Below are 11,638 nucleotides of genomic sequence, written 5' to 3'. Positions count from 1 at the left end.
GTCAGGAACCCGACCGTGCCCTCGCGTTCTCCACCAGCAGCCGATGCAGCACCTTCGCCGGACCGCAGGCGTTCTCACCACGCAATTCGACCTCGGCGAATGCCTCCACCAGCGCAGCACCCGGATCGAAACGATTGCCGGAGAAGCTGCGGCCACTCAGCTGGGCACACCACCCCCGATAACCACGGACGACACCGGCCAGCGTGTCGTTCCGGTCCCACGGCCCGCTGACGCGGTGGTATTCGGTGATCAGGGCGCGCTGCGCCAGCTGCCGGATACGGGGACCGGCCGCGCTCTCCAGAATTCGGCCGAGGTCGCGCGCAACGGTCGAATACATCGGCCGCTCATCCGATGAATCCGCCGCCAGGTCTCTGAATTCGGTTGCAGCCCAAGTCATCTCGGCAGCCTGGGTGCCGTTCGACGTCGAGATTCGGTCGAGCACAAGCCATGCCGCGGTGCGTGCATCGTCGCGATTCCACACTACGTCGGACACCGTGCCGCCGAGGTCGGCGATCTCGATACCGCGGAGGTCGAGAAATGGATACTTCCCGAGTATGTCGTCGACGGCTGCCGCGATTTCGCGGGCAGTGTGTTCCTCGATACCTGAGGTCTCGAATCCCGCGATCCGCAGGCCGTGCCGTGCGGCGAGCTCACGGATCACGTCCAATGCCGCCGGGGCGGTACGTTTCGGTCGTGCCGGTGCGGACCTCGAGCGGCGTGACTCGTCACTCTTGTTCGGCTGCTCGGGTTTTGCCCGGCGCTGTTCGGGACCGGGGTGCGGCGCAAAGACCTGCCCTTGCGCGGATCCGGCGGGCGTGTTCCGCAACCACGGTGTGCCGGGGGTGCTTCGCGGCCCAGACGTCTCGACTCTCGGCCGCGACCACGGCGTATCCCGGGATTTCGCGGCAGCTGCCGGATGCCCGGCCGCTGTACCCGGCCGAGCTGTCGAGGTTGCCGGTGCGGCGACAGCCTGAGCGGGCGATGGGACGGGTGCAGCGGATGCCGTGCGGGTTTGCTTGATAGCCGGCGTATCAGAGCCGGACATCTGCCGCGCTGGTTGGCCGAGAGGCATCCCTGACTCGCTGTGCCCCGCGGATTCCGGCGGAGAAGACGCACCGGGGTTTCCACTCGGCTGCAGGCCCTGCGACTCGGATCTATAAGGAGTCGTTGGTATTTCGCTTCCAGGGGGCGCGGCTTGGCTGGTATCGGGACTCGAACCGTCACCGTTGAGCGGCGCGGTTGACTGGGGAAGTCCGGGATTCTGCCGCATCGGCTGTTCGACCGACTGCCCGAGCGGTGTGGTCGGGTCGGTGTCGAAACCAGACCGCGCCAGCCGCAATCCGCTTTCCTGATCATGGCTCTGGAAGGAGTCGGCCGCCTGTGCCATTCCGTCACGCATGCCGCGGAGATTGTCGACCAGGTTCTCGAATCCGGTGATTCCGCTTTTCGCCGCGGGCTCATAGTTTTCGCCGAACTTCCGGCCGGGCTCATCGTTGCCCCAGCACTTGCCCTCCCGGGCGAGCCGGGCCTTCAGCTCGTCCAGATTCGCCTGTGCCGCGTCTGCGATCGCGGCGAGCGTCTGGTGCTGCGCCCGCAGAAGGTCAGGGTCGACCTGCAACGATTGATCCATATCCGACTCCTTTTCAAACCCTCGGCAGTGGAACCGAAGAGGAATTGGCGGCCACTAGGTCCCGCTGTATCGACAACGCGGCCGTGTCGGCGACGCGACACAGCTGGATCAGATTTGTGGCGGCCTGTGGATTTGTTGGTTTGGCGATGGTGAAGTCAATGAGACTTTCGTAGTCGTGTTATTCGAGCGGTTTGTGTTGTCCACGGGTGGCATGGGCAATGCCGTTTCGAATTCGGGATCGACGCGGGGACGTTTGCTAGCGTCCTCCTCCGGGGCTACGAACTGGCCGCTACTCTCGGCGCCCGTCTGGTCCGGACGCACCGAGACGGCGGCGGAGTCGGTCGACGACATTGGCCCGCTCAAACCGCCTTCGTGCGATGCGGTGGTCGTGCCCGTGATCGTTTTTGTCGTCTGAGCCCAGGCAGGCCATCCGTAGTCGGGCCCCGGCGCAACCCTGGCAGCGAAGCCCAGTTGCTGGCCTGGTGGGTTCGGAGGTAGTACGGTCCCTCTGCCGTTGTGATGTTCGTTGCGCATCCGCTCGTACTCGTCGAGCAGGTGCCGACGCTCGGGGGACGTGTCCTGGAGCTCGGTGGCGTTGGCCTCGGGTGGTGTGCCGGATGAGTCAGGGCCGTTGTTCATGAACTGAGGGCCTCGCCCGCTGCAGTCGCGAGCCGATCCGCCACTGCGGCACAACCATTCGCCGAGTCGGACCAGCCGTCGGCGCTCCGCCGCATCGCAGCCGGGGCCTCGGCCGGAAACTGCCCAAGCGCCATGCCTCTCAGCCACGCGGGAAAGTACTGCGGAATGTGCACCACCACTAGCGACAGCCCTCTCGTGATCTCGACGACAAGTCGGTACGACCAGCCCCCGCCGGGACGGACACGCTCCGACCACGTACTCAACTCGGCGAACGCACCGAACTCCGCGACTGTGAACAACGTTCGCAGCTGCAGGATAGGCATTTGCTAATGGCGTTCGCAACTATTCGACAGGCTGGTGACTTGTGACGCGACGTATGTCACTCTCCTGAGTCGTTGTGGTCGCGAATCGGCAATCATGGACACCGACCGCGCGCCCCATCGCACCATCGAACAGTTCATTGACGCGGTGGCCCATCGCCGAGGGGGGACAGACTTCGGGCCGTCGCGACAAGGTGGGAATATCCGCGGCGGCGCTACCAGCACACTTCGCCGACAAGGGGGTATTGCTCGCCACGGTGATGGCGCAGGGGTTCGAAAGGGGCCGTCTCCACGCCCGGGGCCGATGACCCGCTGACGCAGTTGCACGCCGGCGGACGACACTACTCGGAGTGCGTGACCGCTGAACCTGAACTGCGCCAGTTGATGTTCGGTCGACGGCGCGGCGGTGCAGGTGCCTCGGTGGACTGGATGTGGTCTCACTGCGCAACTTGATGCATCGACAACGGCTCATCAAGACCTCCGATTGTGAACGGCATTCGTAATTGGCGCGACACTTGTTTGCTGACAGCGTTCGCGACTGTTCGATGGCGTTTGACGTCCGCTCCCGTCGCACAGCCCGAGTCCCCCAATCGGCTAAACATTCGGCTGAGCTCGCGGCTCCGCGTGGTGGACGCACCGAGGCGGAGCGACTTTCGTGGATCGGTTGCCGAGCAGTCGCTTTATGATTCGGGCACCCGATCGGGGACGGTATGGATCGGCAATCGCGCCGGTGACGAGGAACTCGAGGTTGTCCAAGATCAGCTCGCTGATAGCGTCGTGGCTGTGGCGCAACGCCGCCATCCATAGGAGGTACGGGATGATCGATGGCTCGGCCGACAGCACGTGGCTGATCCGAGTGCCTCCGTCGACGGGCTCCAGGACGTATCCATGACTTCCGTCGATGCCGGGAATTTCGCCGAACCACAGCCGCCGCGGTGGCTCGACTTCTTTGATGCGGTAGCTGATCGGGCTCATGCCATTGTGTTGGACCATCCTGCCGCCCGAGTGCAGGCCGTCGGGAAAGCGCACCCAACCCCACTCGGGCGGGTATAGCGGGTCATTGTCTGTGCCGAGCAATGTCAATGTGGCCCATAAATTTTCGGGAGTTGTCGAAAGCACTCGCTGATGCACGTTGTGGATGCGGTGGGACATGGCTCGCCTTTGCCGGAAGAAAGTTGTCATTGTTCACATCTACGGAAGATAATGTAAAGGATGTCAACATCGATGCGCAAGGCCTATCACCATGGAGACTTGCGACGGGCGCTGGTCGATGCCGGACGCGCGCTGGTGCAGGAGGAAGGGGTCGCGGGGCTGACGCTTCGGGCAGCCGCGACACGGGCGGGAGTGTCTGCGGCGGCGCCCTACCGGCACTTCACCGACAAGGAGGCGCTGCTCGCCGCTGTGATGGCTCAGGGGTTCGTTGAGTTAGGGAAAGCCCTATCCACCATCGAGGTCAATGACCCGCTGCCGCGGCTGCACGCCATCGGTCACCGCTACCTGGAGTTCGTGGCCGCTGAGCCCGCCCTGTCCCAGCTGATGTTCGGCGGAACCGTCACCGACGGCGACGCCCACCCAGAGCTGGCCGCGGTGCGCGGTTCGGTGCGCGACACTTTTGCAGCAGCAATCAGGGACGCATGGCTCGCGGGTGCGATCCGTGGGCCTTCGGTGGACGCGATCATGCTCACCATGCGCTGTGTCATGCAGGGCTTGGCTACGTTCGTCGCTACTGGCGAAATCCCCGCCACACGTGTGCGATCCCTGGCCGACTCTGTCTTCGCGACGATCGACACCGGCCTAGTGCCGCGCTGATCAGGGAAGTCGATGCCGCTACCCTGAACGCCGCGCACGCGGTGGCCGCCATGGTCGGCCACGCCCGCCGGGTCTGGATCGCCCACGGCGAACCACGCGACCGGGACACGGCTCGCCACGTTGACCCGACTGTGGGGCAACGGAATCGGTTTGGCCCAGCCGGAATAGTCTTGCCCTCTGGTGTGAATCAAGCGCGCACGGGCGAGCTTCCCGGCCCGTGTGATCGCGACCTGGATCCGCCGCTGAGGCTGCGGCCGAATATCAAAGTCGCGTTATGCCGCAGCGTATCCGGTGAATGCATGCGCGGTCACCGTGACCGTGCGGCCACCCATTGCCTTCACCGCCGAGCGCGATCGGGGATCACCACTGGGCGGTAACGGCATCGACCAGGCAGTCGAACCGTCTCCGGCGTCGATCGCGTGCACGGTGGTGCCGTCGGTCAGGATGAGGTGGGTTGCCTCGGTTATGCCGTCAAAGCGTGAAGAGCGTGACGTGTTCGCGAACGGCGTCGGCTGCTGCCAGATTCGGTGTCCGTCAGTGAGATCGAGACCGGCCAACTCTGATCCATCGAGCGATCGGACGGCGTCCCGTGTGGTCGTCGATGCGGATCTACGCATTGGTCCAGAGGAGTCGGCCCGTGGGTCGCTCGTAGGCACTCTCCCCAGTGAGGATCGGCTGCGTCGCGGTCGCAGTCGGATACCACTCGAAGATGGAGCTGTCGTTGCTGACCTCAATAATCGGGTGGCCATTGCGATCGAGAAGCGTGACCCTTCCCGCGCTCCAACCGCGTTCGATCACCTGCGATGCGAGGATGGCGCCGTCGAACGTGTGGGCAACGGGTCCGGTGAACAGCGGCTCGCCGGTGCGGAGATGATGGCGCCTGGAACTATGATTGCTTGTCCGCGCCGGTAGCCGCGCCAGTCGACCCGAGCGACGATGATCGGAGGTCCCGGCGCGCCGGAGTCACATGGGCAACGGTGTGCCGGTGGCTCCCGTTTGCGGCTGCCGTTTCCAGGGCACCTTCCTCATCGAGTGCCTTTCTGTGAAATCCTGCCCGATGACCGGCGCTCGGAACCTTGGTGCAGATCAGCGGTGCCGGAATCTGACGGCTCTCAGATGATCCAGCGGGATGTGCTCGTGTGGATCAGTCGGGTTCGGCTGTGGGAGTCGGGTCCTAACGATGTCCGGTTGCGCAAGCGAGACAGCACCCGTGATACTCCGCCCTGCTTGCAATTGGTCTGTCATGGCGGCTCTGTCGATCTCTGAACGAAGCACCCGGATCCGCTGGAGGTCGGTGGGATCTTCTGCCACCCAAATGGTGGCGGCCTGGATTCGGAGTGCATGTTCGTTCGAGAGCCACTGCCTCAACCGGTCCGCTTCGTTTGCGGTCACCGGTTCCATCCTCCCGCCGGGGAGTGTCAAAGATCCACCTGTAGCCGGGCCGCTGGCGGCCGTCTGCAGGCTCCCGATGAATGCCTCTTCGGGGTTTCGGAGATACTCATACCCTAAGCGGTGCAACCGGTCCGAAATCTGGACACCGCCGGAATATTCACCTCGGTACCGATCGACGCTGGCTTCCAAGCCGTGCAACCTGGCCATCGCATTCCTTTCCCCCGGATTCCTGATGGCGTCCCGCTCGAAATGCTTGTGGGCGGCGAGGACGCGACTGAGGTGCCCCGAGGCGAGCGACTCACGATCCGCGTGCCGAATAATGTCCACTTCTACGTCGGCGGCGAGCCGCGCTTCTCGCTCGCTCATACCGGCCATCAGGAGGCCGTGATAGATACCGGTCGTCAGGCCTGTCGCATGCGCGACATTGTTCGCGGCGAAGGCGGCCTCTCTCGTCCGGCCCCTGCGGGTTCTTCTGGCGCGTGCGATGCCGTCCCGCGCCACAGTCGCCAGCCAAACGCGATCGAACGCAGTAGCATGCGCGGCCGCGCGCAGATCCTCGGTCGCCAGTCCCCTTGCCTTGTTCCGCTTTTCGAGTTGGTCCAGCCAAGACCAACGACTGAGCGGGCTGTTGCGGCCGGCGACCCAGCCGGTGATCGGCGAGCTATTGATGGTGGTGGCCGCGGCGAGCACCCCGAGCGGGGACATCGAGTTGTTCACATTCGCGTTACCCATCCCCAGGGCCCTCCCGCCACCACCGCCACCATGGCCTGGGCTCGAGGAACCCTGCGCCGCGAGCCCGAGCCGGTTGGCGATCCAGTCACTACCGCTGCGCATTGCCTTACTCAGATGGCGGACCTGGAAGATTGCGACCACGTTCACGACAGCGCAGAGGAACAATATTTTCATCACCTAGCCGCCTGCCTGCAGAAACATATTGTTGAGAAAAAGTGTGTACACGCCGAGGAATATGGTGTATGCGGCCATTCGACCGGCAGCTATAAATGCATCCACCACATTCCTTACCAGAAACGTTTGCGTCGGTCCGTAAATGAATCCACCTGCAGCAAAACCAAAGATTATCATGAAACCGTGATAGATAGCATAACAACCGTCTCTGATAATCATGAATGAGACCATTATCAGTACCAGCGATGCGAGTGGGGACAGAAAAATGATCACCAAACCGGACCCGACCTGCCCCCAGGTCGGGTCGGAGGCCCTCTCATAAGCAGCCGAGTCGCCACAGTCACGCATTGCTGCCCTGATATCGGAATCATTGCCCGAGAGAGTCGCGGTCGACCAAGCATCACGGCAGGCCGGCGACCGATCGACGACGTGACCGAAATTCAATACCTGCAGCGGATGCCGCAGCAGGTTATCGACCAAACCAGCCTGCATGACTTCCACTTGATCGGCCGGATTCGGGTCAGGATCACCGTTGAGACCGGCCGCCACCGAGATACCGAGATCACGCCCTTGAGCCAGGAGACCGTTCGGAGCCAGCACTTCGGCTAGAGGCTCCGCAAGAAATACCGGACCCAACACTGCCACCAACAGCATGAAACATACCTGCGTCGCAGCCCGGGCAAAATATCCCCGCACAACGAACAATGCAACAATAAATGATCCTATCGCTGCCGCGGTGAAAAGCATCGGCATTGTGGCAATCTGCCTGGTAAGATTCTCCGCAACACCGGTCAAAGCATGATGAAATGGGTCCAGCCATTCGTAACCAGCCGAAAAGCCCACGAACTCGCACGCGGGAATCTGCAGGAAAAGCCAGAACTGGACCTCCAAATTAAGCACGGCAGATCTCACCGTGTCGCCCGGGTGAAGAAGGCTTCCATCATCTGTCGAGATCTGATAACTCGTCGCTGGCACACCCTCGGAGTCCCGGATATCCATCCAATCGAGTACGTCGATGCCGGAGCCGCCACCGCCCCCAGTTCCGGTCTGTCCGCGTGCCATTCCATCAAAGATTCCTGGTATAGCCAGGAACACAACAACAGCAATCAAGATCCAGACCACCCGGCGCCGACGTCGACCGGAATTGATCCATACGAAGCAGCGTCCTGCCAAGGCACCCGGCTGCCACCGCTCCGGATCCCAGAACTCCTCCGGCTCCAATGCCGACGAGCACCTACGCCCGCCCTGAGGCCGTCTCACCGTCCGTACCGGCTTCCGACCACATCCACTCGGCGGCACCACGGCGGGTGGCCGCCGAAACCGCACCCGCCGTATCCAGATCGCCATCGCCGCCCGCGTCCTATATCGATCGATGCGGGAGCAGTGATTTCGATACCACGTGGGTGAGCAAAGCCGGCGAAAGCCTGAACTCGCCGTCACTGTCACTCATCTCGTCACACTTCTCGGCGACGAGAGGCTGCAGCCGACCATCGACAATGGCCTTCGCCGAGTCGCCGTTGTCGGGCCAAGAACCCTGACCAAGGCCGTTCGCTTCTCGAACTCGGCGACATCACCCGTCATCAGCCCGAACGGAACGATCCTGTCCCCAATCTTCTTCTTGTCCGACCACTGCGCCGGTGTCTGCGCGCATGCGGCCCGCGCATCTGTGTCGCTCGTGTTGCCGAACGCCACGTCGAGTCCTCGAGCTGCCACCATCGAAACCTTCTGAGTCTCCCCGTCCGGGATGGTGTAGTCGACGGCCCCGTCGGTGCCAGGCGCCCGCAGCGACATCCCGTTGTCCGCGGGCGCTGCGGACGTGCCGCTGGGGGCCGCGACTGATTGACTCGGAGGGGGCGCCGAACCGCCTACCGGTTGTCCCGCTTGTGGAGGCAGCGCCATTGGGTTGGATGGCGTTGTCGAATCCGACGAGCCGGTGTCAACATCTCCCGGAGTCAAACCGAGGTCACCAAAAGGCTGCTCATCGGTTACTTCTTGCGGAGCCCCCCGATCCTCTGGCGGCAGACCATTCATCCAGTCCACCGCTGCGATCCCGGGCGGTCCGTCCAATACGGTATCGGTTTGCGCCATTGCGACCGCGCCGAATAAGCCGGGCAAATAGCCAGCACGAAGGCCAAGGCGATGAACCACACGATCCTGGTCCGCCGCCGCGAGGCGCGAACCCATGCCGGAATCTGTCGACTGAGCATGCTGGGGTGCCACTCGGCAAAGGGCCGTCAACACCGACTCCCACGTCGGCAACGACAGCCGGCACCGCCAAATCCACGACCTCATCGATGCCCACCCAGAGGTCGTGGACCAGGTGAACCCGGTTCAGAGCACCTGCGGCTCCGTGGCCGCCAAGTCAGTTCGCGTATTTCGCACGAACTCGGCCCGAGCGGATCGACCACGACGCAGCGGCTGAGCGCCTTTGCGGGCACGGCCAGGTGGGTGGAACCGGCTACTCCCACGACGGCCATGGAGCGTCGACAACAGCCCACCAAGACCTCCTACTGTGAACCCTGTTCGCAATTAGCACGATACTTTTTGCTAACACTGTTCGCAACTGTTCGTGGGCACTTGGCCTTCACTCCCGCCGCGCAGACCGAGGCCCGAATCGGCCGCACAGGTGGCTGAGCTCGGGTTTCACACGATCGAGACCTGAGGCGGAGCGGCTTTCGCGGACCGGTTCCCGAGCAGTCGCTTTATGATTCGCACGACGAGATGCCGGCCGACCTCATCAGCCAAGGCACTGGCGACGAAGTGCAATCCGCCTGAGCGCGTTGCCGCGTCGGCGCTGACCCGCTAGCCTCACCGAACTCCAGCTGATCAAGGCTCGCGAGATGCACGCGACTACCGAGGCAAACACAATTACGCCGAGGACCGTCCACCGGCAACGCTGGTCGGCGTGCGCGGGCTTGCTCGAGCATGATCCCCCGGCGGTGCTCCTACACGTTCAACACCGGCCAGTTGCCGCGGCGGCAGTGGTGGCGAAGCGTGAGCGAATGATCGCTGACCGCCTCAGGGACCGCCAATGCCTCTCTCTCCACTAGGTAGCCGGCATTCCGGAAACCGGCGGCGTAGGCGTCCGCGTCGCCTGGGCGTCTGGTCCCAACTGCGAGCAGCACATCGTTGCGGTGGCCGATCGAGTAGTCGACCGCCATGGCGACCCACTCCAGCACATCTGCCTCGACGGTATCGCCTGCCCGCGCATCGTCGGCGCGGACGAGATCCCAGCTGCGCGGGTGAAATGCGGGGTAGATACCGGGATCGATCAGCACCGGGGCTGCATCGTCCCAGCTGTGATATCGGCAGCGCAGCGCGGTGGTCTTTCCGGATCCGGGTGGGCCGGTGAGGATCACCGCCATCGGGCGCTCGCGCGGGTGTGGCGCGCCAAGGGTCTCCAGCGCGATCCGATCACGGAATACCGCCGCGTGCGTCGCCCGGTCGAGGCGACAGGCGGGTAGTTCGTCCCGGGCAGGCAGGTGCAGCCGTGGTGCTTCGACCTTCCCCGCCAGTGTTGTCCCGTAGTAGCGAATTGCCCTGGCCACGGCCGTGGTATTCCGAGGGGCGAGCTCGGTCAGCTCGGCGAGGTATGCCCGGCGCAAAGAGCGCATATCGTGTCGCACGACGACGTCGTCGGCGCGCTCGGCCAGCCACTCGACTGCGGTGCACTGCGCCATCAAGCTCGTGATGATGTCGACCGCGGCCTCGTAGTGCAGCACACGCTCCCACTGCGCGGGTAGCTCCGCTGCTGCGGTCATGCGGGCCATTATGACGGACCGCCGTATGGTCCGGGCCGGAGCAAGGGACTGGCCAGGGCTTCGAGCTTATCGGCCTCCCTGGACAGTCGCGCCCAGACGTGCTCGTCGTCGGGTCGCAGCTGTCGGCCGGCGGCGATGCCTTCGCGTAAATCCTGCATCCGGTCGGCGTAGGCACGCTGCTCAACGAGGGTCAGCGGCCGAGTGCGCTCCTGCTCCAGGGCTTCCGAGCCCTGCGGTGCCTTGGCCCATTCACCCGACGACAGGCGGTGGTTCTCGAACAGCACATCGGTGCGCGACCGGACTCGCAGGCCGTCGATCGATACCGGTGATCTGGCGGATTCGAACAGGCGAACCAGATCGGCGGAGCCGGTGAAACACGCGTTCTGCGCCTCGAGGGGGACGTATCGACCGGTGCCATGCCGCATGCGCTCCTCCAGAAAGCGGGTGAGATTGGATAGCTGGCTCTGCTCTTGGCGTACGGCGACTGCCTCTATCCGTGATCCGTAGTCATTGTGGTCAAAGCGGCGGATGATGCCGGTGGCGCGGGTGAGATCGCCCGCTCCCTCTTCGAGAATGGCATTGCTGCGGTGGGCGATCACGTACTCGATGGCCATATCGAGCCACTTTTCCGCAATCGGGTAGATATGGTCACCGGCGGTGAAGTCGTCGCGGGCCCGCAGTTCGTGGAACCACGGGTGGTACGGCATATAGTTGTCGGCGATCAGAACCGCCACGCCGTTGCGGCCGTGGAAGGAATCGGCGATCTCACGGATGGCTGTCGACTTCCCGGCCGCGGGTTGACCGGTTACGACAACGAGCTCGGGTCGTCGGACAGATCCCGATGCGCCACCGAGCTGCTCCGGAACGATCCTCTCGTCGAAGATACGACGCATCTGTTGATCGGACAGATCGTAGGCGCGGCCGGCATCACGCACCGCATCCGCGAACCGGTGTCCGGTACCGCTGAGGCTCGTACCGGCACTGCCGAACGCCGCCTCGAGGCGGCAGAGCACTTGGCGCAGTGCGGCAGCGACTTCCGAACCCGGCGGCATGCTCCGCTCCCGCTACGCCCCGCTCTGGTCGGTTGTCAGAAGGTCCAGCGGCCGATTTTGGCGAGCCCGCGTAACCCCGGAATGTAGCGGGTGATTGCGAATTGCAGTCGTACGCTGCGGGAGAATCCG

General features: G+C 63.8%; 8 protein-coding genes. 2 read left to right on the top strand and 6 right to left on the bottom strand.

Annotation, left to right across the window (positions count from 1 at the left end; genetic code table 11):
- Position 1: 1 nt before the first annotated feature.
- Both AB0L58_RS41915 and AB0L58_RS41910 read right to left on the bottom strand, forming a co-directional pair.
- Positions 2-1,630: a hypothetical protein gene (locus tag AB0L58_RS41915; protein ID WP_364396948.1), complete on the bottom strand. Its 1,629-nt coding sequence runs from the start codon at positions 1,628-1,630 to the stop codon at positions 2-4.
- Between the two features lie 1,553 nt (positions 1,631-3,183).
- Positions 3,184-3,741, bottom strand: a complete 558-nt coding sequence (locus tag AB0L58_RS41910; protein ID WP_364396945.1) for a hypothetical protein — start codon at positions 3,739-3,741, stop codon at positions 3,184-3,186.
- Between the two features lie 72 nt (positions 3,742-3,813).
- Between AB0L58_RS41910 and AB0L58_RS41905 the strand changes: the two genes are divergently transcribed.
- On the top strand, positions 3,814-4,398 hold the full coding sequence (locus tag AB0L58_RS41905) for a TetR/AcrR family transcriptional regulator (protein ID WP_364396942.1): 585 nt from the start codon (positions 3,814-3,816) through the stop codon (positions 4,396-4,398).
- Between the two features lie 1,086 nt (positions 4,399-5,484).
- On the opposite strand, the gene AB0L58_RS41900 is transcribed toward AB0L58_RS41905, so the two are convergent.
- Positions 5,485-6,699: a hypothetical protein gene (locus AB0L58_RS41900; protein WP_364396939.1), complete on the bottom strand. Its 1,215-nt coding sequence runs from the start codon at positions 6,697-6,699 to the stop codon at positions 5,485-5,487.
- Positions 6,700-7,917: a hypothetical protein gene (locus tag AB0L58_RS41895; protein WP_364396936.1), complete on the bottom strand. Its 1,218-nt coding sequence runs from the start codon at positions 7,915-7,917 to the stop codon at positions 6,700-6,702.
- A 178-nt stretch (positions 7,918-8,095) separates the two neighbouring features.
- On the opposite strand from AB0L58_RS41895, the gene AB0L58_RS41890 reads away from it, so the two are divergent.
- A complete protein-coding gene (locus AB0L58_RS41890; RefSeq protein WP_364396933.1) occupies positions 8,096-8,425 on the top strand; it encodes a hypothetical protein in 330 nt (109 codons plus the stop codon).
- Between the two features lie 1,216 nt (positions 8,426-9,641).
- Here the strand turns inward: AB0L58_RS41890 and AB0L58_RS41885 are convergent.
- Positions 9,642-10,457 (bottom strand): zeta toxin family protein, encoded by an 816-nt coding sequence (locus AB0L58_RS41885; protein ID WP_364396930.1) that lies wholly within the window; start codon positions 10,455-10,457, stop codon positions 9,642-9,644.
- Between the two features lie 8 nt (positions 10,458-10,465).
- Entirely contained in the window at positions 10,466-11,509 is a 1,044-nt protein-coding gene (locus AB0L58_RS41880) for a zeta toxin family protein (RefSeq protein ID WP_364396927.1), read from the bottom strand.
- Between the last annotated feature and the right edge of the window lie 129 nt (positions 11,510-11,638).

Origin of the sequence: Nocardia sp. NPDC052112 (assembly GCF_040680135.1) — a bacterium.
Classification (GTDB): domain Bacteria; phylum Actinomycetota; class Actinomycetes; order Mycobacteriales; family Mycobacteriaceae; genus Nocardia.
Note: the sequence above shows the minus strand (reverse complement) of the source record. Positions and strands in the feature narration are given on the sequence as shown.

Bases quoted from the DNA above. Each gene is read 5' to 3' on its own strand.
- AB0L58_RS41905 (WP_364396942.1), top strand. From the start codon at position 3,814: ATGCGCAAGGCCTATCACCATGGAGACTTGCGACGGGCGCTGGTCGAT.
- AB0L58_RS41880 (WP_364396927.1), bottom strand. From the start codon at position 11,509: ATGCCGCCGGGTTCGGAAGTCGCTGCCGCACTGCGCCAAGTGCTCTGC.
- AB0L58_RS41910 (WP_364396945.1), bottom strand. From the start codon at position 3,741: ATGTCCCACCGCATCCACAACGTGCATCAGCGAGTGCTTTCGACAACT.
- AB0L58_RS41915 (WP_364396948.1), bottom strand. From the start codon at position 1,630: ATGGATCAATCGTTGCAGGTCGACCCTGACCTTCTGCGGGCGCAGCAC.
- AB0L58_RS41885 (WP_364396930.1), bottom strand. From the start codon at position 10,457: ATGACCGCAGCAGCGGAGCTACCCGCGCAGTGGGAGCGTGTGCTGCAC.